Source organism: Chloroflexaceae bacterium (assembly GCA_025057155.1).
Taxonomy (GTDB): Bacteria; Chloroflexota; Chloroflexia; order Chloroflexales; family Chloroflexaceae; genus JACAEO01.
Genome location: JANWYD010000002.1, coordinates 42,194 through 66,680, shown reverse-complemented (window position 1 = coordinate 66,680; position 24,487 = coordinate 42,194). Strand labels below are relative to the sequence as shown.

Genomic DNA, 24,487 nt, shown 5'->3' with positions numbered 1-24,487 from the left:
GAATGACCATGTCTCCTGACACCATCACAGAGACCCGCGAGTGGTTGCTGGCCCTGGCCGCCACTACGCTCCTGTTTGTCTTGCCAGGGTGGGCGCTGCTCCGGCGCTGGAGGGGCGCGGCGTGGCTTACCCTCACCGAGCAACTGATCCTTGGTCTGGGTGTCGGGATGGCGCTCTACCCCTGCGTAATTCTGGCGCTGCACCTCCTGGGTCTGCAAGTGGGGCCAGCCCTGGGATGGGCGCTGCCACTGCTGGCCCTGCCCCTCCTCCTGTGGAGCTACCGGCGTCCCGTAGCGCCACTCCCCAACTGGCGCGCCCGCGAGCCCGGAGGCGCCTTCTGGCCCGGAACGGCGTTGTTGATAGTCACGGGCGGTATTGTCGGCGTGCGCTGCCTGGCGGTTCGCGGGTTGGAAGTGCCGCTGTGGGGCGACTCCGTGCACCACGCCATGATCGCCCAGTTAATCGTGGATCACCAGGGTCTGTTTCGTTCCTGGGAACCTTACGCCGCCCTTCAGACATTCACCTATCATTTCGGCTTCCACGCCCACGCGGCGGCGATCGTCTGGATGACCGGCATCGCAACCCCGCGGGCGGTTGTGATCATCGGACAAATTGCCAATATCGCCGCCGTGCTGGCCATCTACCCCCTGGCCCTGCGGCTGGGGCGGAGCCGCTGGGCCGGCATTGCCGCGCTGCTGCTGGCCGGGCTGCTCGCGCCGATGCCAATGCTGTACGTCCATTGGGGACGCTACACCCAGCTTGCCGGTCAGGTGATGCTGCCGGTGGCGGTGTATCTGGCATGGCGCTTGCTGGAAGCGCCGCGACGCGAATGGCGCCTGTTGCTCATTGCGTCAATCACCTTTGCCGGCCTGGTCCTCACGCATTACCGGATCGCGATTTTCGCTCTGTGTTTCTTCCCTGCCGTTATGGTCGTGTGCGGCTGGGGTTCCTGGCGCGAGTGGGCGTTGCGCCTCGGCCTGCTGGCCCTGCTGAGCGGCGGCCTGGCAGCGCCGTGGCTGCTGCGGGTCCTCGGCGGACAACTTCCGGTCGTACTCGGTTCGATTGTGGCCGCTTCGGCCACCCGTGACGTCGCCGCGCCGGGGGCCGACTCGCTGAACGTAATGGGCGGGCCGCTGTTCTTCCTGCCCGCGCCGGTGTGGTATGCCCTGCCCGTAGCGCTGCTGTGGGCGGTGTGGCGGCGCAACCGCGCGGTGCTGGCGGTCGCCCTGTGGTGGTTGCTGGCGCTCCTGCTCGTCAATCCCCACGTGTTCGGCCTGCCCGGCGCCGGAACGCTGACCAACTTCACCTGGCTGATTGCCGCCTATATTCCCGCCGGCCTGATCCTCGGGGCGCTGGCGGGAGGGTTGCCGGGCCGTATCAGCCGCCCCGGTCTTCTGGCGGCGCTTACCCTGGGCGTTGCCGGATTGGCCTGGTGGGGAGGCGCGCAGCGTCTCCAGCAGCTCGACCTGACCACGACTGCGATGGTTGAACCGGCGGACCTGCGGGCCTTTGAGTGGATTCGCCGCTCAACCCCCGCCGAGGCGCGCTTTCTCGTGAACGGCTTCTTTCCCAATCCCGAAGTGGTGGTCGGTTCCGACGGCGGATGGTGGCTTCCGCTGCTGGCCCGGCGCGAGACGACCCTGCCGCCGATCCTCTACATCGCCGAACACGGTCCCCGTCCCGACTATCGTATGTGGATCAACGAGCTTTACGCCGCCGTTCATGATCTGGGCATTACCCATCCACGGACAATTGCCCGGTTGCGTGAGCGCGGAGTGACCCACGTGTACCTGGGCCAGCGCGGCGGCACGGTAGGCTATGGCGGAGGCGAGCAGATCATCGCGCCCGAGGCGTTGCTGGGCAATGCTGCATTTCGCCTGGTGTATCACGAGGATCAGGTGTGGATCTTTGCGCTCCAACCAGCAGGAAAGGATCACCGCGGCTTATGAACGTATCGAGGAAGGTCCGGCCAACCCGTGGCGGTGGCCTCCTGGAGCCATTGCTCGCCCGGCTGCGCGCCCGCAAAGCCAACCAGTTGATCCCGCCATGCCTGCGTGACGGGCGCATCCTCGATATCGGCTGCGGCTCGTTTCCTTATTTTCTCTCACATACCTTCTTTCGTGAAAAATTTGCCTTAGACAGAGTTAAACCCAATGGAGATATTACTGGCGATATTCATTGGCACAATAGCGACCTTAACGAGGATACAAGGTTGCCGTTTCCAGATCGCTTTTTTAGCATTGTAACCATGCTTGCCGTGGTTGAGCATCTCGATCCCGAAAAGCTCGAGAGCCTGTTAAGCGAAGTCTACCGCGTGCTGGCCCCCGGCGGAACGCTGATCATCACCACGCCGGCGGCCTGGTCCGACGGTCTGCTGCGGGCGATGGCCCGGGTCAACCTGGTGAGCCGCGAGGAGATCGAGGAACACGCCTACGCCTACACGCTGCCAATTCTGGGATGGTACTTCGGGCGCGCGGGCTTTCCCCGGGCTATGATCCGCTTCGGTTACTTCGAGCTGGGGCTGAACATGTGGGCGACGGCCACCCGTCCGGTTTGATCCAGCCACACCGCGGTCCGTAGCGTTGCGTGAAACGGTTGATCCGCAACGATCAGTGTCCTCAGTGCTCAGTGTCCTCAGCGGATCAACCATTCCGGACAGCGCTCTAGGGATACCCCGATACGATCTTCTCCACATTCACCGTTTGCCCGGCCTCCACCGTGATGACCACGTCCTTATCGAGATTATTTCCGAACCTGGTCAGGTACTGGCTGGTGGGCGCCTGCACTACGATGCCGTAGCGGCCAGGCGGCACATCGGCGAAGAAGAAGCCGCCTTCGGCATCGGGCACGGTGCTGCGATCGCGCAGGGGATCGAGGGCCACCGCGCTCATGTCGGGATTGTCGGTCTTCTGCACCGGTGAGAGATAGATGAGCACGCCCTCGGTCAGAGGTTCGTCCGTCTGAATGTTGTACAACTTGCCGTGCACCACGCCCGTGCTACCCGATGGGGTCGGGATCGGCGCCGGGGTGGGCGGGGCCGGGGCGGAGGCGGTCGTCGGCGCCGGGCTTGCCGCCGGTCCGGGATAGGGGTTGTACTCGGTTTGCGGGCCTGGATAGGCTTCCTGGGCGCCGGTTGTTCCAGCCGGAGCGGCGGTTTCCGCCCCGGACGGAGAAGCACCTGCCGTGGGAATGGCTGTGGCGCCCGGCGCCGAAGGGGTGGGCTGCGGGGCCGCGGGCGCGCCACATCCCGCCAGCGCCGCCAGCAGCGCCAGCAGCGCGCTCAATAACCAGTAACGTTTCATGGATATAACCTGCTAACTACGCAAGACCTGGTTTCGCCATGCGACCTTTCGTTCGGAGGAGGCAACGTTTCGATAACCCCTCTGTCGCTGGAACGCATGCATAAACGATGTGCGGCGAGGGTGCTGCGAAGGAAGAAAACGTTCCTCCGCTTCTTATCTTAACATCTTACCGCTACGCCCCCCGCTTCGCCACCCGGCAGTGGAGATGCAAAGAGGGGCTGGGAGGATGCAGGCCTCCCAGCCCCTCTCATTAAGCAGGGGGGTGGGAAAACTACCTTATTTTCCCCACACCCCTCCACCTGCAAGATGGGCGGGCGCAGCCCTCAGAGGGCTTGCGCGCTTTAGTAGTTAACGCCGTTGTAGGTCAGGAAGCGATCATCGGGCGCGGCGTTGTTGAGCTGGTTGACAATGCACACCACCGGCGTGGGGGGGTTGGTGGTCACGATGCCGCTGCCCACGTAGCGCTCGGGGAACAGACCCTGCTGCACGTTGAAGGGCGTGCCAGCGGGAACGCTCTGCGAGGCCGGGGGCGGGTTGAAGGTGCTGCCCGGCACCGTATTCGGCGTGTAGGTGAGGGTGATGGTAACATTTCCGCTGCCGAGGTGGCGGCACTGCACACCGGTGTCAAAACCGCCATTGCGAGACATCAGCAGCGGGAGGCTGACCTTATCGGTGGCCGAGGCGTTGTTAATGCCCTCGTAGGCCGTGCCCGAGCGGCTCGAGAACTGGTTGACCACGACCACCACTTCCTGGCCGGCGCCGGTCGTCACCGTGGCTGAACCCACGTAGCGCGCAGCGCCGCTCTTGAGGAAGACCGTGCTGCGACCCGGATCGAGAGTGACCGTATCGTTCGCCAGCGGCGACCCGCCCGGCACCAGGTTGGGACCGTAGGTGACGGTCACGCTCGCGGGCGTGGTGCCCGAGTTTTGCACCGAGATGCCGGTGTTGAAGCCAGCGTTCGCCTGCTGGACGAGGGGCAGGATCACGTTGCTCGAGCCGCTGGCGAAACCGCTGTAGGCCAGCAACTGGCGCAAGTTGCCCGTGCCGGTCTGATTGACAACCACGGCCAGCGGCTGGTTGCCGGTAACGATCGCCGAACCCACGAACAGGTTGCCAAGCTGGCTCTGGGTGGACTGGTCGAAGATAGCCGACGCGCCAGGGGCGATGGTCTGGGCAGGGGTGGTGAAGTTGTTGCCCGCGTTGGGGTTGGCTGTGAACTGCACCGTGACACTTGCCGGAGCGGTGCCGGCGTTCTGCACGGCGAACCAGGTGTTGAAGCCGGCGTTGTTGCGCATGATCAGCGGCAGGCGCACAGTGTTCGAGGGCTGCGAGATGCCCAGGGCCGACTCATTGTAGGCGAAGTTGTTGCCGCTGATGTTGAGGATGGCCGCGATCTGCTGGTCGGCGCTGATCACCGCCGATCCCTGGAAGCCGGCGGGCACGTTCGGCACAGGGAAGTAGGTCTTGCCGTCGCTGGCATTAATAGTGTCGTTGATAGTCCCGGCGGTGCTGCCGTCAGGGTTGTAGAGTTGCACATTCACATTCGCGGTGGCGGTGCCCAGGTTCTGCACACGGAAGCCAGTCGTCCACGTGATGCCCTGCTGGGCGGCGACCCGCTGCGCCGGCATCAGCGCCAGACCGAACGCGAAGAGGAGCGCGCAGACTAGCGGGAGGGCGATGAACTTGCGAAACATAGCGTTCCTTTCCTTTTTGGATGACGTGCGACTGCCCTGATTAGCCCCATCCTAGCTAGCTGGCGGGCCACAGTCCATACCCCGTACGGAGCAAGCGCATACCGCTTTGCGAGTATTTTCGGGCCTACTCCTGGGCTTCGGGGACGAATAATCCAGAAGTAGTAGTACTCTGGTCCTGGGATTAATTAGTCTGTAAAGTAAGGTTCTGGCCTTTCCGCCCCCCTCCCAACCTCCCCCCCTTGGGGGGAGGAGGCAGGCGCCCTCCCCCAGCGGGGGAGGGTTGGGGAGGGGGTGGGGATGGAACGAAAGACTGTGTTTACAGACTAGTAATACTTGGATTGCGGATTTCGGATTTTGGAGTTATATGGCTTCTCCCCGAAGATGGCGCGCATGCCCGGCGTTTCGCAGGGCGTCAGCCCTGGACCTCACGGGTTGAGGTCCAGGTTGGTCGCGGTGCACACAAAGACCAGCTGGTCACCCAGGTTAGCCGGCACCAGGCCGCCCAGCACTGCGCGCACGAAGGTGTGCGGGCGCTGCGCCATCCACCAGAGATCGCGCGCCGTCCGGGGAAAAGGGCGCTCCAGCGCCAGCACCCGGCGGGCCAGCAGCCCGTGCGCGGCCAGCAGGCGCTCCCAGGAACGCCGGGTGGCGTAGCGTTGCAGGGGTTGCCCGTCGTCGAAGACCTCCCCGTGGCGGAGCACATGGAAGACGTTGCCGAAGATGCCGTAGGCGTTCGGTACCAGGATAATGGCCGCGCCCTCCGGTCGCAGCACCCGCGCCATCTCGGCGATGGCCTGGCCGGGGTCGAAATAATGCTCCAGGCTCCCGATGTTGGTGATCACATCGAAACTGGCCCTGGCGAATGGCAGAACCTGGGCATTGGCAAGAACCACGGGGATGCTCGCGCCGCCCCGCCGGTCGAGGCGCCGCAGGGCGGCGAGCGAAAAATCGAAGCCGGTGACGCGGTACCCCGCCCGGCGCGCGAAGCGTAGAAAATCGCCCTCGCCGCACGAAACGTCGAGCAGGCTGGCCGGCGGCGGCGCGAAGCGGCGCACCTGGTCGAGGAACCACAGGTAGAGCGAGTCGCGCTGGTGCAGCCCGCGCTCGCGGTAGAGGCGATCATAGGCCTGCTGTTCAGCCTGCTCGGTCGGAGCATGGCGGATCTCAATCGGGTACCAGGGCATAGATGGTCTTTCAGATCTGGCAGAACAGGAAAAAATGAGATGGCCTGACCTTTCCCCGCCAATCCTTGTTTACATTCTCCTCTCACAACCGCGAGAACACCACGGCCCACAACAACTCATTCAGCGTGACCCACAGCCGCACCAGCAGGGCGATGATCAGCGCCACCGAGAGGGGAACGACAATGCTCAGCAGGGCGATCATGCTCATGTCGCGCACGCCCGGCACAACAGGAACGAAAAAGGAGATATAGCCGATCAGTCCGCTGGCCACCCAGATCTGGATGAACAAAGGCAGGAGATCCCAGTTGACAAGGTAAATCGAACGAACCATGAGAAAAAAGATCACCCCGCCGCTCAGCCAGAGCAAGGTGTGGAGGCCGAGGGCGACCAGGGCTCCGGGAACGGTCAGCATAGCAGTGAGCGGTTCGCGCTTCCAGCGCCGCAGCAGCCAGTTCAACCCCCGCGCCAGAACCTGGGGCCGCAACACCAGCCCGGCGCAGACCACTGCCAGCAGCACTGTCGGCGCCAGCGGCAGGCGCTGGCTCAGAGCGGGGGTGAGCGGGAAGAGCATCACTACCAGCCAGCCTCCAGAGGCGAAGAGCAGCAGTTGCTCCCAGAGCATGCCGGCCAGGCTCAGGCGGCGGGGCACCCCGGCCTGTTCGTAGAGCAGGACGCGGCTGGCCACGAACGGCGCCGGCGTGGGCAAACGCCGCGCCATCCAGGAGTAGAGAAAGTACCGCCCGTGCTCTTTCCAGGGGAGCCGCGCGCGCAGCCCGGCCATGATCACGATCCAGGCGGCAATCGCCAGCGCCAGTGCCACAACATAGGCCAGCCCGCTTAACGCCAGGTAACCCCACTCAAAGCGCCAGGCGTAGGTTGTCAGATTGTACCAGTCGCGAACGATGATCCACAGGACCGCGCCAAGACTGGCCGCAAGGATCAGCGCCAGCGCGATGCGGCGCCCGTGGGCGTTATGGCCGATCAGGCGGCCGTTCTTCCAGAGGGTTTTGAGCATTCTCGTTGCTCCCCGGCTCCACGGCGCTACACCTCACCGGGTCGGGCGACGACGGTAAGCGACGACCCCATCCCCAGTTGATGCTCCATGAACCAGATTGGGGGCAGCAGCGCCAGGCGCACTGCCAGGTTGTCAATGACGCGTTGGGCGAGCCGGCGCCGCCAGCCGTCGCGCATGCGCCGTTTGAGCCAGAAGTTCCAGCTTAACACAAGCATAGCATAGCTGCCGCCCATGGGGGGCAGGGCCACGACGCGCAGGCCGGCCCGTTCGAGCAGCCCGGTCAATGTCACCCGATCAGGCACGAACATGTGCCGGGGCGGGTCGAAGCCGGCCCAGGCGCCGCCAAACCAGCGCGCCTCCACGGCGGCGCGATTGGGCACGCGGGCCGCCAGCGCCCCGTCGGGCCGCAACAGGGCGCGGGCGCGCCGCAGGCTGCCGAGGGGATCATGCAGGTGCTCCAGCACGTCCCACATGGTTATAACGTCGAACTGCCGCTCTTCCAGGGGCGCGTCCTCCAGAGTGCCGGTGTGAACCCGCAGACCAAAGCGGTTTCGCGCATACTCGGCGGCGTAGGCCGACGGTTCAATCCCCGTCTTCTCCCAGGCATCGCTCCCCGCGGCCAGGAACAGACCTGTCGCGCAGCCCACGTCGAGGATCGCGCGCCGGCCCGGGCGCGCTGGAGCGTAGCGTTCAACGACCCGCCAGCGCTTCTTCAGCCCGTAGAGGCGCGCTAGCCGGCGGAGCGGTCGGGGATCGGCCCAGGGTGGCGCCTCGAAGGGAGCGTACTCGGGCGGATAGAAGGCGCCCATGGCCTCCGGCGCCGGCCGGGGGTTCTGGTAGAGCAATCCGCACGTGTCGCACTCCACCAGGGTAAAGAACCCGGGGCGTTCGAGGGCCATATCGGGGAGGCGATAGCGCTCCCGGCAGCCGGTGGCGCCGCACAGGGGACAGGCGATGTATTCCAGAGGGATGTCGTTGGTCACGATGGGGTGCGAGGCTACCTCGGCATGGCTGCGACCGGTCCATCGAGGGCGTACACACGCGAGGCTCCGCGTTCGTACAGCAGGCGCCCGTAACGTTCCACCAGGCCGTTCAGCAGGTCATTGATGTGCTCCTGGTAGGGAATGCCCTGGATCACAAAGCGCGTGTTGATCAGCACATGGCTGACGCCGTGACGTTGCAACTCAGCGTAGAGCGCGTCGGCGTCGGCCAGTTGTTCGAGCCGCAGGTAGCGTTGCCCGATGGCGTTGGCCCAGAGGTAGGGCGGGTCCAGGTAGTAGCCGCGAACATCCATGGGCGCCAGCAGCACGCGGTCGCCAGTGGCGAGATGGCGGTTGAGATAGGCGTAGGCGGGATAATCGTCGTAGACGCTGGTCAGGTAGCTCTCGCGGTCAATCTGGCCCAGCAGGTAGGGCAGGGCGCGCCAGGCGCTTTCGCGCTGGTAAGGGTCGAAGATCCACGCCCCCGCGAGCAGCCAGGCCAGCAACCCGCCCAGTATGGCCACACGCGCCGGTCGCGGGACCATCGCCCCGACCCAGGCCGCCCCGGCGGCGCCGAAGAGGATGGCAAAGGGCATGGCCGGCAACAGAAAGCGCGTCTGGTGGGTCAGGAGAAACCAGATGCTGTAGAGGGCCAGCAGACTCAGGCCGAGGAGCGTGAGGAGGGGACGCAGGGTTGGGCGCCAGATCAGGGGCAACAGGCCCAGCGGTAGCAGCGCCAGGGGGTAGGGGCCAAGCAGGAAGGAGCCGAAGCGCCCGTTGGCCTGCGTCACCTGCCACAGCCCGGTGAGCCAGTTGACGATGGTAGGCTCCATATTGGTCGTGCGCAGGTAGCCGATGAGATAGATGCTGCCCAGTTCGTCCCAGTTGCGCCCGCCCAGCAGGGGGTAGAGAAAGGGCCAGATGGGGTTGCCGGTATGGATCCAGGCTTTGAGGTACCAGGGCAGCACTACCAGGAAGCTGACCAGGCCGTAGCCAGCGAACGCCCCTATAGCGCGCCAGGGCTGGCCCTCGAGGACCAGCAGGGCCGCGGCCAGGGTGGCGAAGATGATCGCCGCGGCGGCGCCATTGAGCTTGGTGGCGGCAGCGGCGCCGGCCATCCCCGCCGAGAGCAGCAGCCAGCTCCGGGCGCGGCTCTGGCGCCAGTGCCACAGGGCGTAGAAGCTCAGGAAGGTATAGCAGGCCAGGGGCATCTCCACCAGCCCGGTGCCCGCGAGCCGCGCCACCATGGGCATGGCGCAAAAGACCGCCGCCGCCAGCCAGCCGCTGCCACGGGGCAACCAGCGCTCGCCGAACAACACCAGCGCGGCGCAGAGCATCAGGGCGAAGCCGAGGGTTACCAGGTGGGCCGCGCTCTCGGCGCCGAGCTGCAAGGCGATGAGATACAGCATCTCCGTGCCGAGGGGCCAGTTGGAGTGCAGCACGTAGGGCAGATAGATGATCCGGCCGGCTTCGGCGTAGAGCCTGGGAATGGCAAAATGGTACGCTACGACGTCGTAGTCTGTCGGAGGAACCAGAGCGTGGGCGAAGAGGCCATACGCCAGCGGGAGGGTAATGACCGCCAGCAATCCCAGCCAGACGCCTCGTTCTATAGCATTGCTCTCGACCTCCGCCGCTCCGCCGCTCCACCGCTCTACCGACTGGCTATCTGAAGGCGTAGAGGCGCCAACGGTCTTCTCACGCGGCCTGGCGCTGCGGCCCCTGACCGGCCCCGGCGCCCCAGGCTCGAAGGAAGGCGACCAGTTCTCGCGCCGGCTGATGGCGAGGGCCAGGCCGGCGAGGAGGAGGGTTGCGACCACCGGCGGCGAGAGCAGGCCCAGGGCGCCGAGCAGGAGCACCAGCAGCGAAAGGGCGGCGGCGCCCGCAGCAAGGGCGAACAGCAGACGCTCGGCGGGCCGGGCGCCCGGCAGGTGCAGGCGGCCCAGAGCCAGCGCCCCGAAGCCAAGGGCCGCGCCGCCGATCAGCGCCGTGAGCGCGCTCGCGCTGATGAGATGCCAGAGCAGATGCAGCATACAGGTTCCAGCGCATGCACCACAGGGTGGGGCAGATACAGCCCGGTAGGCCGTATCTGTGCATAGTTAGCAGGGGCAGAGACGGCCCGGTGGGCCGTCTCTGCCCCACCGCGGTAATGCACAGCGTCATCATATCACCATACCACCGTTACACCACATCCATCATCCGCCGGTAGGCCTGCATCACCGTCGCGTACTCCCGTTCGGGAGAGAAAACCGTACAGGCGCGCTCCCGCCCGCAGCGGGCCAGGCGAGCGCGGCGCGGTTCATCGTCCAGCAGGGCGCGGATGGCCGCAACGAGGGCCGGAGTGTCCCGTGGGGGAACGAGGACGCCGCAGGGGCCGACCACTTCGGGCAGTGCGCCGGACGCGGCGGCGATCACCGGCGTTCCACAGGCCATAGCTTCGAGGGCGGGCAAGCCGAAGCCTTCGAGCAGCGAGGGGAGCGTCAGCGTATCGGCCAGGGCGAAGTACAGGGGCATCTCTGCATCGGGCACGCTGCCGGCTTCGAGCACCCGTTCCCAGGCCGCGCCCGCGGCGGCCCGCACCTTCTCGCGGTAGCCCGGCTCCCAGGCGCCGACCAGCACCAGGCGCACGTCGGCGGGCAGGGCGGGCAGGGCGGCGACCAGGTACTCCAGACCCTTGCGGGGGGTGGAAAACCCGACGTGCAGCAGGACGCGCCGGCCCTCCAGGCCCAGGCGCCGACGCAGGGCGGCGACCGCCTCCGGGGGCGGGGGGGCGAAGCGCGTGGGGTCAATCGAAGGCGGGGTGAGCATAATCCGTTCGGGCCGAATGCGGTAGTGCTGGATGAACTCCTGGCGTGTCGCCTCGCTCAGGGAGACCAGCGCCCCGGCGCGGCGCAGGGCCGGGCGCTCCATCCAGCGCAACGCGCCGCTGTAGTAGCCGCGCCGGAAGACGCGGTTGGGCCAGGAGGAGGCGTAGGGCCGGCCGCCGTCGGCGGTGAGGCGCTGCCGGAACGACTGGAGCAGGCTGGCCACGAAGGGGCCGTGGTAAGCCCAGGCGAAATGCACATCCAGGAAGTGCACCAGATCCAACTCCCCCCTGGCCCGGCGTCGCGCGACGTGGCGCGCGGCGCGCAGCCCGTAGCCGATCCAGTCGCTGCGTCCGATGGGCAGGCGGTCAACCACGATGTCCTCGACGAAGGTCCGGTGAGCGAGGCCGGGGCGGCGCGCGGCGACGACCGTAACCTGGTGCCCGTGGTTCGCCAGGAGGCGGGCCAGCCGTTCGGCATAAATAGTCAGACCCGAGGTGCGCACCGGGGCGAAGTCAAGGCTTACCAGGCACAGCCGCATGCGCTTCTCGCAGAATGTCGTGGAGCGCCGCGCCGATGCGCGCGCTGCTGTAGCGCTCGAACGAATGCCGGTAGCCGCCCCAGGCGATCTTCTCGCGCAGGGCGCGGTTGGCGCGCAGGGTGAGGATAGCGTCAACCAGCGAGCGCGGATCGGCTACGCGACACATGTACACGTGTTCGCCGTGGGTGAAGATCTCGGTATTGGCCGGGTTGTCGCCGACGATGGTCGGCTTGGCCATGCCCAGAAACTGAAATGTCTTGGTGGCAATCACCTGCTGGGCCTTGGCGGTATCGGAGAAATGCCCGCCCAGACAGACCGAGGCCTGGGCGATGGCATCGGGCAGTTGATGGTAGGGGATCCAGCCTAGAAAGCCAATGTTCTTGCAGTTCAACGACTCGGCGAGGGCGCGGATCTCGGCGGAGCGTATGCCGTCGCCGGCGATCTGAAAGACGATGTCCGGCTCATCCTCCAGCAGCTTGGCCGCCCGCACCACGTACTCGATGCCCTGAAGCGGCAGAAAGGAGCCGTAGTAAAATACCCTGAATGGGCGCTCGGGCGGCGCGCTGCGGGGGTAGAAGAGTTCTTCGTCGTAGCCGAGATAGAGCACGCGGAACTTGTCCGGCGGAAGATGATACAGGTTGGAAAAGTAGGCGCTATGGGCGCGTGTGTCGAGGATGACAATATCGGCCAGGCGACATGCCAGGCGATCCATCAAAAACACCAGTCTGCCCAGGAGCGATTCTGGTTTGATCACGCGGCGATCAAAACAAAGCGTATTGTATGTTGAAAGATACGCATCGAAAACAAGCGGCTTTCGGCTCAACAGGCGCAACAGCGGCACCAGAAGGTAGCCATAAAACCCGACGACGACAATATCATGCTCCCGATAGCGCCAGAGCAGTTTGAGTAGAAGGCGAAGATGGCGGCCCAGATAGGTTTTTCCGCTGTCGGTGATCGCATTGACCTCCGCAAACTGATGTAACGATCTGAGAATAATCTGGTTTCGAACGTATTCTGGTTCGCGACCGCATATAAACAGCACCTTCATTGCACTTCCGTAGTGTGTTGTGGTAGGCGGATCGAAGGCATTATAGGGCAACTTGGGGGGAAAGGCAAAGGGCTATGCACATGGAGGGAGCGGCAGCCGGCTGGGAGCCAGTCTATGTTGTGGTGCTCAACTGGAACCTGCCGGGCGATACGATCGCCTGTGTGCGTTCCCTTCAGCGAGGGCTGTTGCCGGGGAGTGCGATTATTATTGTTGACAACGCCTCAAGCGATGATTCGCTGCGGCAGTTCCGGCAGGCGTTTGGCGATCAGGTCGTGCTGCTGGCGCTGGAGGTCAACCAGGGCTTTGCCGGGGGAATGAACGCCGGGATCGCGGCGGCGCTGCGCGCCGGCGCGGGGTCGGTGCTGCTCCTGAACAATGACACCATCATCGCTCCGGAAATGCTCTCGCGCCTGCTGGAGGCGGCCGTTACGCTGCCGCGGGCGGGCATTCTGGGGCCGGCGATCTTCTACTACGACGCGCCCGCGCGTCTGTGGCAGGCAGGGTCGCGCCGTTACCCGCTGCTGCCGGTTCCTCTCAACCTGGGCGCGGGCATGCTGCGGCGCGCCCGCGGGCGCCCCCTGCGGGTTGACGCGGTCACCGGATGCGCGATGCTGGTGCGTCGCGAGGTGTTCGCGCAGATCGGCTCGTTCGATAACCGCTATGCGCTGTACTACGAGGATGCCGATTTTTGTTACCGCGCTCGGGCGGCCGGCTTTGAGATCTGGTGCGTGCCTGAGGCGCGGATGTGGCATCGGGTGTCGCAGAGCGCCCGCAAGGTCCCGCATATCAGCCGGGCCATCGCCGCCTGGGGCCGGGCGCGGTTTTACCGGCAGCACCCCCACGGGCCGTTCCCCGGTCTGACGCTTATGGTCTTGCTGGCCCAGGCCGCCCTCGGCGCCGTCCGCGACTATGCGCGGGGCGATGCTTCCCTGGCGCGCCTGCGCTGGCGCGCCACGCTGGATGGCTACGCCATGCGGCCGCTAGAGGTTGCGCTTCTGCAGAAGGCGGAACGTTTTGGATTTTAGATTTTGGATTTTGGATTGGGGAGGGGCGGGGTTCTCAGGTGTAGGGTTTTCCGACACATCCTCGCGTCACATGCGCCATCCGGGGCATTGGGACGCCCAACTCCCCCCTCTCCGCCTACGGTGGAGAGGGGGGCGGGGGGGTGAGGATCGGAAGCGCATTGGAATGCCGAAAACTCCTTCTCGCTCGAACAACCCTACACCTGAGAGGATGGGCAGGGTTCGGTTTGAGCGGGGCGGGTTGCAGATGATCGGCAATGCGGCGTCCGGCGATGGTGAAGGTGGCGCGCCGGGAGGCTTGGAAGCGAGGTTCAATCCCTCTCCCAGCCTCCCCCCGCTGGGGGGAAGCGCCAGGCGCCCTCCCCCGGCGGGGGAGGGTTGGGGAGGGGGCGGGGTTTAGCGAAAGACTTTGTTTACAGACTACTCACGGCGCGCCGGGCGGGCCTCCGGCCCCCGGCACGAAGATGGTGTACAGCACGCGGTACTCCATTACCGCGCCCGGCTCGGGGGTCTGATCATCGCCGACGAAGTACAGGCTCGTGTTGAGCAGCGACACGCTGCTGTTCGCTCCGACGTCAGCCGTGATGGGATAGGGCACCCAGGCGTCGGAGGCCGCGTCGTACTGCCAGACCGCCCGATCCTGGCCGTTTATGGCGAGCAGGCTGTTGAGCAGAGCCACGGCCTGCGGGCGACCAATCGGCTGCGGCAGCGGGGGCAGGAACTGCCAGCGTTCGGTAGCACCCTCCACGTCAAGCCGCAGGCTCTCGCGCAGGGGGCCGCCAGGGCCTTCGCCGCCGATGAGGTATAACTGGCCGGCTACCACTGAGGCGGCGGCATACTGGCGCGCAGAGGGCAGGGCCGGGCCGGACGACCACGCATCACCGACCGGGTCGTAGACGAACACCTCCGCGCTGATCCGTTCGCCATCCCATCCGCCTAAGAGATAGAGTTTGCCTTCCCATACCGCCAGGCCGTAGCGGCTGCGCGGGGCGGGCAATGGCGCCAGTTCATACCAGCGCTGCTCGCGCGGGTCGTAGGCTTCCAGGCGGTTGCTCACGCCGCCACTGGCCAGTTCGCCGCCAGGGACGTAGATCCGGCCGCGCAGTTCAGCGGCTTGCATGGCGCTCGTGGCGACGTTCATATCGGCAAGGGAAACCCAGAGTCTCGTGCGCGGATCGTAGCGATCCAGGGCTGGCAGCGTCTGTCCCTGATGGCGCCCGCCGATCACGTACAGCCGCCCCTCCGAGGGATTGGCGACCAGGGCGAAAGCCTGTCGTGGGGTGGGAACCGGCGCGTGGGCGATCCAGCGACCCTCCGCTGACGGTTCGCTGCCGCTGGTCGGCGCCGCGGCGGTCGGTTGGGTGAGCGGAGGTTGCAGGCGCGAGAGCAGCCAGCCAGCGACGAGCGCGCCGGCCAGGACCAGACCCGCGACCAATGCCAGCGCCTGCCACCGTCGTCGCAAAGGGGAGGGCGCGGGTATGGCGCTGGCGGTCGAGGCAGCCGCCGCGGGTGATGCCGGCGCGGTATCGGGCGCGGCGAGCGTCGTGGGCGCGGCCTCCTCAACCTCCACAGGAATGAGCGCTATGGGGGTGGACTCCTCCGCCAGGGCGGGCTTCACCTGCGCCGCTTCGCCGAAGATGTCGCCCGGCGCATCAACGCTGACAATCCCGTTGCGAATCGCGTAGAGCGTCGCCTCGGTTCGCGAGACGACGCCGATCTTGCTGAAGATGTTCCGCAGGTGAACCTTGACAGTATGGACACTGATGTTAAGCTGATCGGCGATTTGCTGATTGGTGGCCCCCCGGGCGACCAGTTGCAAGATCTCGCGCTCGCGGTCGCTGATCTGGACGTTGTTGGTCATGCCAGCGTGTCCTGAGACTTTATAATACTGGCTGATCATAGCATGACTGGGGTAGTGGGGCAAGGCAGTCACGCTAACAGACGGCTTACGCTCTGCAAGGCTGCCACGAATCGCCGGCCGGAGACGGCCCGCCTGCGGGTCCGCCCCGACCAGGACAGGACGAGCCCGCCGCTGTGGGCGGAACAGGATTGCAGGAAGAAACGGCCTCCCCGCGCCCCTCCGAACGGCGACGCAGGGTTGTAAGCAACAGAAGCGCCAATCTATGCAGCCAGGTTTGAGGCGTGCAGGACTGTTGCGGCCCCTCTGGCTTGCCCGGTCCGCACGCCTGTGTCTCCTCGTCGCGCTGGCGGTCATCATGCTCCTGTCAGGGCAAGCCGGGCCCGCTCGGGCTCAGGCCGGGCTGGAGCTTACGGCCGTTCCCGCGTTTGAGGGCAACTATCTGCCGGGCGCCTGGCTGCCCATCCAGGTGCGCCTCAAGAACGGCGGCGCGGCGCGCGTCGTTGTTGTTGCCGCGGCCATCGCCAACGCCTCTTTCCGCAACACCGCTCCCGTGGACCTGCCCGCGGGCGCCGAGAAGCAGATCGTGCTCTACGCGGCGATGGAGCAGGAAACGCGCTCCCTGCGCGTCACGGTGGAAGCCGACGGGGCAGTGCTGGCCGAGCAGGAACTCGAGGTGCGTCCGCGCGCCGGCGAGCGGCTGCTGGGTCTGGTTTCAAGCGGCGACCTGCGCCTGTCCCTGCCGCGACGCCAGGAACTCAATGCGCTGCCATTCACTGTGGTGCGCCTGTCTCTCGCCGAACTGCCCGACACGGCGGCCGGCCTGAGCAGTCTGAGCCTGCTGATGCTTTCCGACGCGCCCACCGAGGAACTCAGCCCGGCGCAGCGCCAGGCGCTGCTGGGGTGGGTCAGCGCCGGGGGGCACCTGGTGCTGGGCGGCGGCCCGACCGCCGCTCGCACGCTGGCCGGTCTGCCGCCGCAGTTGCAACCCGCGACGCCAGGCGGGCGCGTGCAGACGCCCGATGCGTCGCTGGCGGCCCTCGCCAGCGCGCCCGGCCCTGGAGCGTTGCCCGGCGTGGCGCTGACTCCGGCCCCGGATGCCCGCGCCGCCTTCGAGCGCGATCCGCCGGCCTGGGTGCAGCGACCCCTTGGCGTGGGTATGGTCACGCAACTGGCATTTGACCCCGGCGCGCCGGAACTGGCCGCCTGGGAGGCGGCGCCCCGCTTCTGGGATCAGTTGCTGCGTTCCCCGATCCTGGCCTCCTCCCCGCTCGGCGCCGTCCCCGGCATTGACCCCTTCCAGGAGGGCATCCTGACAGGGGCCTTGAGCGCCACGCCCACGGTCAACCTTCCGCCCGACGGGCCGATCTTCGGCCTGCTGGCGATCTACGCAGTGCTGGTCGGCCCTGGTCTGGCATTGCTGCTGCGGCGCTTCGACGCCCAGGCGCTGATGTGGCTCGCCGCACCCGCCCTGGCGCTGGTCACGGGCGCGGCGGTGTTTGGACTGGCCTTCGCGCTGCGCCCCGATCAGCGCGTGGTGCATCAACTGAGTCTGATCGAGGTGATCGGCGATGATCAGGCTCGCGCCCGTACTGTGACTGGAGTGATCACTCCGCGCCAGCAAGCCTTTGAGGCCATGCTCGACGCCGGGGGGCTGGCGCGGCCGGTGCGTCCTGCGGCGGGGCAGTACGGTGGCGTAAGCGGGGTGAGCGGCGATCTGGCCCAGGAGGGGGCAACGCTGGCATTCGACGCGGCCCCCTGGCAGTTGCAGGGTCTGCTGGTGGAACGGCAGGTGACGCTCCCTGGCGTCGCTGCCCGGCTCACCCTCAAGGATGGACAACTGGCCGTCGAGATTGACAATCTCGGCCCAGAGGTTCTGCGCGATGCCGTGGCCGCCTACGGCGAATACCTGGTGCGGTTCGGCGATGTCGCGCCCGGAACTCGCGCCATCCAGACCTGGCCCGCAACGGCGGCCCCCGGCGCGCGCCGCGGCACGGCGATCAGCTACCTGGTATTGCGCGATGAACTGGAGGCTGGCCGCGTCCCTGGCCAGGCGCCGGATCGAGCAGTGCTGGTGCGCGAGGCGCTCATCAATGCCGCCACTACGCGTGGCGTAACGAACGATGAGGGGCCGGTGGCATTCGCCTGGCTGGATCGCTCGCCGTTGCCGGTGCAGGTGGCGGCGCCCGGCGCCGCCTGGCGCGAGACCACGCTGCTGGCGCTCCGTCCGGTCTTCGAGGGCAGCGGAGCGGTGACGCTGCCGCCGGGATGGATGCGCCCCGATCTGGCCGCCAGCGGCCAGATTGCCTGCGCTGGCGACCAGGGCGCCGGCATCGCCGTTACCGCCGAGCCATTTACAGTGCTGCTGCGGCTCCCGCCGGGAATGGGCCGCCTGCGGGCCGAGGAACTGACCCTGACTATGGATAGCGCCGGCCGCTGGCCAAACGCGGGGCTGACCACGGTGCTCTTTGACTGGACCGCCCGGCGCTGGGTGGAGCAGGATTTCGATGGCCCCGGCGATCTACAGGTCGCCAATCCCGCCGCCTATCTGCGCGACGGCCAACTGCTCGTGCGCTTCTACGGGCGGATCACCGAGGCGCGGTGCCTCTACATTGACGCGACGCTGCGGGGAGTGCTGCCGTGAGCGGACGGAGACCTGCGTTTCCCGTATTGTTCAAAGAGTTCAAGGTCTTCATGCGCGGCAGTCGCGCCGCGCTCATACTGGCCCTGTACGTGGGGCTGGCGATCATTGCAGCGCGCCTGCTGGCCAGCGCGGTGCTGGAACAACTCGACCGCGGCACGCCCCTGCTCAGCGCCCAGATCGGGCAGGTGCTGTTCATCGGGATCAGCCTGGGGTTGCAGGCGCTGACGGTGTTTCTTAGCCCGGCGATCACCCTGAATGCCATCAGTCGCGAGTACGAACGGGGCGCCTTCGAGATGTTGCTGCTCACCCCCGTGCCGCCGTTGCAGTTCGTGCTCGGCAAATGGGTGACCGGACTGGCGTTCCTGTTCCTCCTGCAACTCGCAGCAGCGCCGGTGTTTGGCGTCGTGGCGCTCTTTGGCGGCGTTACTGTCGCCGACATCGCCCGTGTGGCGGCGATCCTGTTCATCACCATGGTGACGGGGAGCGTGTTCGGCTTATTCTGCTCGGCGCTCACCCGGCAGACCTACAGCGCCGTACTGCTCTGCTACGCGGTCCTGTTCACGTTGATCGCCGGAACGCTCTTCGCGGCCAGCGTCTGGTCACTCATAAACGGCATGCAACTGGCCCCGCCGGTCTTCGTAGTCGCCAATCCGCTGTCGGCGATGGGGGCGGCGCTAAGCGAGACTCAGCCGCCAGTGATGTCATTCACTGGCGGCCTGCGCCCCCTGGCGCTGCTGATCCCTCTGACGCGGGGAGTGGCCAACCTGGGAATGGCGGGTGTAACCGATGCTGTGCCGTTATACCGGGCCACGGCGGCGCTCTATGCCGGGGCGAGCCTGATCCTGCTCTGGGCGACCCTGCACCTGGCCCTGCCGCGCCGCCGCTGGCGTCTCACCGCCGTTGACGCCGCTCTGGCCCTCGTGCTCCTCGGCGGTCTGGTGCTGGCCTATGGCTTCCGGGACTGGTGGCTGGCGGGCCTGGGCATTACCTGATGTCACGATTGCGCCACCGTGCTCTGCTGTACATCTGAACACGCACCCACCACTGGCAGTTTGACACCCTCCCAGGGGCATGTTAGAGTCGCGCCTATCTGCGATATTTCTCACACAGTGCAGGCGCCGGTTCGTCCGGCCTTGACGTGTCGGCTGGCTGGCAAGGGTAAGCAGGATTGAGCTGTAACCGCACGCGAAGGAGAGAGCCGTGAGCGAGCGATTGGGAACCCCTGAGCGTCCGTTGCGGGTTGCGATTATCGGCGCGGGCCCCGCCGGGTTTTATGCCGCCGAGGCCCTGCTGAAGCAAAAAGATCTCGCTTGTCGGATAGACTTCTTCAACCGGCTGCCCACCCCGTATGGGCTGGTGCGCGAGGGTGTCGCGCCCGATCACCAGTCAATCAAGTCGGTGACCCGGGTGTACGACAAACTCGCCGCCGCGCCGAACGTGCGCTACTTCGGGAACGTGACCTTTGGCAGGGATGTGCTGCACGAGGATCTCCGCCGGCACTACGACCAGATTGTCTATGCCGTCGGCGCGCAGTCGGATCGCAAGATGGGCATCCCCGGCGAAGATCTGCAGGGCAGTATGCCGGCGACGATCTTCGTCGGCTGGTACAACGGCCACCCCGATTACCGCGACCTGCCGATTGATCTCTCCTGTGAGCGGGTGCTGGTGGTGGGCAATGGCAATGTGGCCATGGATGTCACGCGCATTCTGGTGAGCGACCCTGAAGAACTGGCGAAGACCGATATTGCCGATCATGCGCTGGAGGTGCTGCGAGCGAGCAAAGTGCGCGAAGTGGTGATGCTGGGCCGCCGCGGGCCGGCGCAGGCCGCTTTTACCAATCCCGAGTTGAAAGAGTTCGGCGAACTGCCTGGCGTGGATGTGATTGTTGATCCGGCCGATCTTGAGCTTGACCCGCTGAGCGAGGCCAGTCTGGCCGAAGACAAGACCGCGGCAAAGAATGTCGAGATGCTGCGGGCCTACGCCGCCCGCGGGAGCACCGGCGCGCCGCGGCGGATCGTGATGCGCTTCCTGGTTTCCCCGGTAGAGGTGATCGGCAAGGACGGGCGGGTCGCCGCGGTGCGCATCGAACGCAACCGGTTGTTCCAGGCGCCTGACGGGAGCCTGCGGCCCAGAGGCACAGGCGTGTACGAGACGCTTGAGTGCGGCATGATCCTGCGCTCGGTGGGCTACAAGGGCGTGCCCCTGCCCGGCGTGCCCTACGATGAGGCTACCGGCACCATCCCCAACCGCGGCGGGCGGGTGATCGATCCGGCCACCGGCGAGCCGGTGCCCGGCGAGTACGTGGTCGGCTGGGCCAAGCGCGGCCCTTCGGGGGTGATTGGCACCAACAAGCCCGATGCCGCCGCCACGGTCGCCCTGATGCTGGAAGACGCGCCGAACCTGACCCCCGCGCCCGGCAATGGCGACATCGAGAGCCTGCTGCGCGAGCGCGGCGTGGACTTTGTGAGCTACGAGGACTGGAAGAGGCTCGATACCCACGAGACCAGCCAGGGCGCGGCCCAGGGTCGCCCGCGGGTGAAGGTCACGCGGGTGGAAGAGATGATGGAGATTATTCACGCCGGGCGGCAGAAATAAGCAGGTGAGACCTCATAGATCTTTGAGACGTACATGTTCAGATTTACCGCAGAGCACGGAGAGGATGAGCTTTTTGAAGCCCCTTGCGCCTCTCCGCGCCCTCTGCGGTGTGAACGTGTTCGGTAGATGTGAACCCTATCTTAAAGAAACGTGAGGTCTCTCCACCCCCTCATCCCACAATGCGCATCGTTATGCTGGCCCCGTTTGGCATTCGTCCCAAGGGGACGCTGCTGGCGCGCATGTTGCCGCTGGCGCGCGTCCTCGCCCGCCGGGGCCACGCGGTGAGCATTGTGGCGCCGCCGGTGCATAACCCGGAGGACGCCGGCACGCGCGTTGTATATAATGGTGTGCCGATCATCCACACCGCGCCCCTTCGCCCCGGACCAGCCGGGGCGCTGCACCAGAGTGGCGCGATGCTGCGCCAGGCCCTGGCCGAGCGGCCCGACCTGCTGCACCTCTTCAAGCCACGGGGGTTTGGCGGTCTGGCGGCGCTCTTCGCCCGCGCGCTGCGGCCTGCCCTGCCCCTCGTCGTGGACGCCGATGACTGGGAGGGCCGGGGCGGCTGGAACGATCTGCTGCCCTATCCGGGCTACGCCAAACGGCTCTTCGCCTGGCAGGAACGCGACCTGCCCCGCCGCGCCGCCGCCGTTACAGTCGCCAGCCGGACCCTGGAGAGCCTCGTCTGGGCCATGGGCGTCGCGCCTGAGCGGGTCTTTTACCTGCCCAATGGCCTGGCCGCCGCTCCGACACTGCTCGCGGGCCGCGCGAACGACGCGGCGGCGCCGGCCCTGGCGCTATACACGCGCTTCTGGGAACTGGACGTGGCGGAACTGGCGGCCACACTGGCGGCCATTCACCTGCGGCGCCCCGACGCCCGGCTGATCGTGATAGGACGGGGCGAACGGGGCGAAGAGCGGGAATTGCGCGCCCGCGCCGAACGCGCAGGTTTTCTCCCCATGCTCGACGAGCGGGGGTGGCTCGAACCCGCGCAGATCCCGGCGGCGCTGGCCGAGGCCGAGATCGCCCTGGCGCCGGCTCGCGACACCCTGATCAACCGCGCCCGCTGTTCGGCCAAACTGCTCGAACTGCTCGGCGCCGGGCTGGCGGTGGTGGCGAGCGACGTGGGCGAGACGCGATCCTTCATCGAGCACGAGCGGAGCGGCCTGCTCGTCCCTCCAGGCAACCCCGGCGCCTTCGCCGCCGCCGCCCTGCGCCTGCTCGACGACCCGGCCCTGCGCGCGCGCCTCGCCGCCGGGGCGCGCCAGGCAGCGGCGCGCTATGCCTGGGAGAACCTGGCGACCATAGCGGAGCGGGCGTATACTTTTGCCGTAAGGCGTAAACAGATGATACCCTGATTCCTGGCAGGCCGGGGTGCGGAAACCCGGTTGCCCCTGGCCGCAACCTGGATGGTTGCGCACAGCCGGTTACTGTCATGTTTGACTGGCTCTTTGGCAAACGTCGTCCGCCCGCGCCTGCGGCGCCTCCCGTCCGGGAGCGCCCTGCCGGCGTCGCGCCGATCGAACTGCGTGTGGCGATGATCATCTACGACCCGGTGCTAGAAAGCCGCGGCGGTCAGCGCCTGCGCGAGCATTTCCGCTGGCACGACCCGGAGCTCCTGGCCCGGCAGTACAGCGCCGACCTGCACGCCTGCTCCGGCGGCATCGCCCGCTACCGCATCGTCGAACGGCACCTGGTTGACGGCTACCCGGTGAAGGTTGACGGCTTCGCCTACGACGACGAGCGCTATCTGGCCTGCTGGGTGCGCCAGGGCGGGTTTCATCAGCCCGACGCCGCTGATTACCACCGCATACTCGACGACTTCGCCATCACCCAGAAGGTGCTGGCGGGCGAGATTGACGAAGTCTGGCTCTTTGCCTTCCCCTACGCCGGCTTCTACGAGAGCCACATGGCTGGCGCGGGGGCCTTCTGGTGCAATTCGCCGCCCCTGGCGGGCAGCGAGCGCTGCCCGCGGCGGTTCGTGGTGATGGGCTTCAACTACGAACGCGACGTTGGCTGTATGCTGGAGAACTTCGGGCACCGCGTCGAGTCGATCATGGAGCAGGTCTACCGCGGGCGGCGCGGCGAACGCAACCTGTGGGAACGCTTCACCCGCTACGACCTGACCCACCCTGGCCGCGCTGAGTGCGGCAACGTCCACTTCGCGCCGAATAGTCTCGCCGACTACGACTGGGGCAACCCGCGCCCCGTGTTGTGTCACGCCGACGCCTGGTACAGTTTCCCCGACCTGAGCGCCCCGCCCCGGATGATGAACGCCAGCGAGTGGGGCGGAGGAGATATGCGCCTGCATCACCTCTGGTGGCTGGCGCACCTCCCCCGCGCCGCTGGCGAGACCGATGGCGTGCTTAACAACTGGTGGGCCTATGTGCTGCAGCCGGATCTGGTTGCCGACTCGTCCCTTGCCTGACCATACCCTCGATTCGCGCGGAACGGTTTGCCGGCCTGGTGCAGGAGCGGCGGGTGCGGGGCGCTCCCGACCTGGTGGTCGAGATGCTCTCACCGGGCAACAGCGCGGAAGAGATGGCCAAACAATGCGCCATGTACGCCCGCAGCGGCGTGGCGGAGTACGCCGCGGTCAATCCCGCGACGCGCGTCCTGCGGTATTACCGGCTTGCCAAGGGTTCCTACGGCGACCCCCTTGTCTACGCTGAGATGAGCAGATCCTGTTCACCTGTTTGCCTGATGCGCCCCTGACGGTCGCAACGCTCTTCGCCGGCGCCCTGGATATGACGCTTTGAGGCGCTGCACGGCCTACCAGCCGTACACCTCCACGGAACATCCCCGCAGCAACCTGCGCTCACCCCACGACCGGGACTCGACCGCCGGAACGCTCTCCTCCTCTAGCGTCTCGGACATCACAAAATGCTCGCCGCGCTTCCAGACGGCGATGCGGTAGCGCCCGCTCATCAGGTTGCGGATGTACGCGCTGGCCTGCGCCACGTCGTCCTCGGCGTCCGGGTGCGCGGAATTGCCGAAATGCCGGTGGTGCAGGTCAAAGCCCACGGTGATCTCATCGCCGCTCGTGCTCAGCCAGAACTGACGCCCGGACGGCGATCGGAGCTCCACCAGCAGCGAGCCATCCTCCTCTTCGCGCAGCGCGGGCAGCAGTTCCGGCAGATGGGCGGCGATGGCCTGGCGCGCGGCTTCGGCGTAGGGGTTCAGAGGCATAGGATGTTGGATTGCCGGCTGGCGCAGCGCCCGCCCTGGCGGTTTCCCGGCGCGCCTGGCGCCAACGGGCGTGAAAGGCGAACATCCACCTATAATTTACCATCATGGCGCGTTTCGTGGGGCGCCAGGAACGGAGGCCCTCTCAGGTGTGGGGTTTTTGGTGGAGCGCGTCCTAATGCGAAAAAATGGCCCTCTCGCATGAATCGCCTTTTTCCGCGTCCTGATGCGAAATGCCCTGCCCCAAAAGTAAAAAACCCTAGACCTCTGAACGGAACAGCCGGGAAACCCCGCTTCCCCCTACCCCCCTCTAAGGGCCGCGAGGGCGTTGCCCTCGCGGCCCCTCGATTATGTTGAATACGGCGCTCGCGCACCAATCCAAAATCCAAAATCCAAAATCCGAAATCCGAAATGGGATTCGGTTGTCACACCACCACCTGACGCCCTTGACAGTTCGCCATGACCGCGGTAATGTACCGGTAACAAACGATCTTCGGGGCAGGGTGAAATTCCCGATCGGTGGTATAGCCCACGAGCGTGTTGCGAGGCACGCAGGATCCGGTGCAACTCCGGGGCCGACGGTTACAGTCCGGATGTAAAGAAGATCCAGACGACGCAGT

Annotated in this window: 19 protein-coding genes and 1 riboswitch; of the genes, 9 read left to right on the top strand and 10 right to left on the bottom strand. The window is 66.4% G+C overall.

Going from position 1 to position 24,487, the window contains the following annotated elements; translation table 11 throughout:
• Nucleotides 1-8 precede the first annotated feature (8 nt).
• Together NZU74_01620 and NZU74_01615 are read left to right on the top strand one after the other, a co-directional pair.
• The gene (locus tag NZU74_01620) at nt 9-1,949 is read left to right on the top strand and encodes a hypothetical protein (GenBank protein MCS6880008.1); all 1,941 of its coding nucleotides are present in this window, start codon (nt 9-11) and stop codon (nt 1,947-1,949) included.
• Nucleotides 1,946-2,557: a class I SAM-dependent methyltransferase gene (locus NZU74_01615; GenBank protein ID MCS6880007.1), complete on the top strand. Its 612-nt coding sequence runs from the start codon at nt 1,946-1,948 to the stop codon at nt 2,555-2,557. The genes NZU74_01620 and NZU74_01615 overlap by 4 nt, the downstream gene beginning before the upstream one ends.
• Nucleotides 2,558-2,663: 106 nt before the next feature.
• On the opposite strand, the gene NZU74_01610 is transcribed toward NZU74_01615, so the two are convergent.
• From NZU74_01610 to NZU74_01575, 8 genes are all read right to left on the bottom strand, one after another.
• Nucleotides 2,664-3,302 (bottom strand): carboxypeptidase-like regulatory domain-containing protein, encoded by a 639-nt coding sequence (locus NZU74_01610; protein ID MCS6880006.1) that lies wholly within the window; start codon nt 3,300-3,302, stop codon nt 2,664-2,666.
• A gap of 341 nt (nt 3,303-3,643) precedes the next feature.
• On the bottom strand, nt 3,644-4,996 hold the full coding sequence (locus NZU74_01605) for a hypothetical protein (protein MCS6880005.1): 1,353 nt from the start codon (nt 4,994-4,996) through the stop codon (nt 3,644-3,646).
• Nucleotides 4,997-5,421: 425 nt separating this feature from the next.
• Nucleotides 5,422-6,180 carry a class I SAM-dependent methyltransferase gene (locus tag NZU74_01600; protein MCS6880004.1) on the bottom strand — a complete coding sequence of 253 codons (759 nt, stop codon included), beginning with the start codon at nt 6,178-6,180 and terminating at the stop codon, nt 5,422-5,424.
• A gap of 82 nt (nt 6,181-6,262) precedes the next feature.
• Nucleotides 6,263-7,195, bottom strand: coding sequence for a hypothetical protein (locus NZU74_01595; protein MCS6880003.1), 933 nt, complete (start codon nt 7,193-7,195; stop codon nt 6,263-6,265).
• A gap of 26 nt (nt 7,196-7,221) precedes the next feature.
• Nucleotides 7,222-8,178, bottom strand: a complete 957-nt coding sequence (locus tag NZU74_01590; GenBank protein MCS6880002.1) for a class I SAM-dependent methyltransferase — start codon at nt 8,176-8,178, stop codon at nt 7,222-7,224.
• A gap of 14 nt (nt 8,179-8,192) precedes the next feature.
• Nucleotides 8,193-10,205, bottom strand: a complete 2,013-nt coding sequence (locus NZU74_01585) for a hypothetical protein (GenBank protein MCS6880001.1) — start codon at nt 10,203-10,205, stop codon at nt 8,193-8,195.
• A gap of 148 nt (nt 10,206-10,353) precedes the next feature.
• Complete coding sequence (locus NZU74_01580) at nt 10,354-11,517, bottom strand: glycosyltransferase family 4 protein (protein MCS6880000.1); 1,164 nt, start codon at nt 11,515-11,517, stop codon at nt 10,354-10,356.
• Nucleotides 11,492-12,565 carry a glycosyltransferase gene (locus tag NZU74_01575; GenBank protein ID MCS6879999.1) on the bottom strand — a complete coding sequence of 358 codons (1,074 nt, stop codon included), beginning with the start codon at nt 12,563-12,565 and terminating at the stop codon, nt 11,492-11,494. Before NZU74_01575 ends, NZU74_01580 begins: the two co-directional genes overlap by 26 nt.
• A 74-nt stretch (nt 12,566-12,639) precedes the next feature.
• On the opposite strand from NZU74_01575, the gene NZU74_01570 reads away from it, so the two are divergent.
• Entirely contained in the window at nt 12,640-13,590 is a 951-nt protein-coding gene (locus tag NZU74_01570) for a glycosyltransferase family 2 protein (GenBank protein MCS6879998.1), read from the top strand.
• A gap of 421 nt (nt 13,591-14,011) precedes the next feature.
• Here NZU74_01570 and NZU74_01565 read toward each other — a convergent pair whose 3' ends face one another.
• Nucleotides 14,012-15,448, bottom strand: coding sequence for a LuxR C-terminal-related transcriptional regulator (locus tag NZU74_01565; GenBank protein MCS6879997.1), 1,437 nt, complete (start codon nt 15,446-15,448; stop codon nt 14,012-14,014).
• A gap of 355 nt (nt 15,449-15,803) precedes the next feature.
• On the opposite strand from NZU74_01565, the gene NZU74_01560 reads away from it, so the two are divergent.
• From NZU74_01560 to NZU74_01535, 6 genes are all read left to right on the top strand, one after another.
• Nucleotides 15,804-18,089: a hypothetical protein gene (locus NZU74_01560; protein MCS6879996.1), complete on the top strand. Its 2,286-nt coding sequence runs from the start codon at nt 15,804-15,806 to the stop codon at nt 18,087-18,089.
• Entirely contained in the window at nt 18,086-19,081 is a 996-nt protein-coding gene (locus tag NZU74_01555) for an ABC transporter permease subunit (protein MCS6879995.1), read from the top strand. Before NZU74_01560 ends, NZU74_01555 begins: the two co-directional genes overlap by 4 nt.
• 208 nt (nt 19,082-19,289) lie before the next feature.
• Nucleotides 19,290-20,684 (top strand): FAD-dependent oxidoreductase, encoded by a 1,395-nt coding sequence (locus tag NZU74_01550; GenBank protein ID MCS6879994.1) that lies wholly within the window; start codon nt 19,290-19,292, stop codon nt 20,682-20,684.
• A gap of 191 nt (nt 20,685-20,875) precedes the next feature.
• Nucleotides 20,876-22,039 carry a glycosyltransferase gene (locus NZU74_01545; protein MCS6879993.1) on the top strand — a complete coding sequence of 388 codons (1,164 nt, stop codon included), beginning with the start codon at nt 20,876-20,878 and terminating at the stop codon, nt 22,037-22,039.
• Nucleotides 22,040-22,116: 77 nt separating this feature from the next.
• Complete coding sequence (locus NZU74_01540) at nt 22,117-23,109, top strand: hypothetical protein (GenBank protein MCS6879992.1); 993 nt, start codon at nt 22,117-22,119, stop codon at nt 23,107-23,109.
• A gap of 53 nt (nt 23,110-23,162) precedes the next feature.
• Nucleotides 23,163-23,396 (top strand): Uma2 family endonuclease, encoded by a 234-nt coding sequence (locus NZU74_01535; protein ID MCS6879991.1) that lies wholly within the window; start codon nt 23,163-23,165, stop codon nt 23,394-23,396.
• A gap of 57 nt (nt 23,397-23,453) precedes the next feature.
• Here NZU74_01535 and NZU74_01530 read toward each other — a convergent pair whose 3' ends face one another.
• Nucleotides 23,454-23,870: a hypothetical protein gene (locus NZU74_01530; protein ID MCS6879990.1), complete on the bottom strand. Its 417-nt coding sequence runs from the start codon at nt 23,868-23,870 to the stop codon at nt 23,454-23,456.
• 482 nt (nt 23,871-24,352) lie between these two features.
• Nucleotides 24,353-24,477: riboswitch (FMN riboswitch) on the top strand.
• The last annotated feature ends 10 nt before the right edge of the window (nt 24,478-24,487 follow it).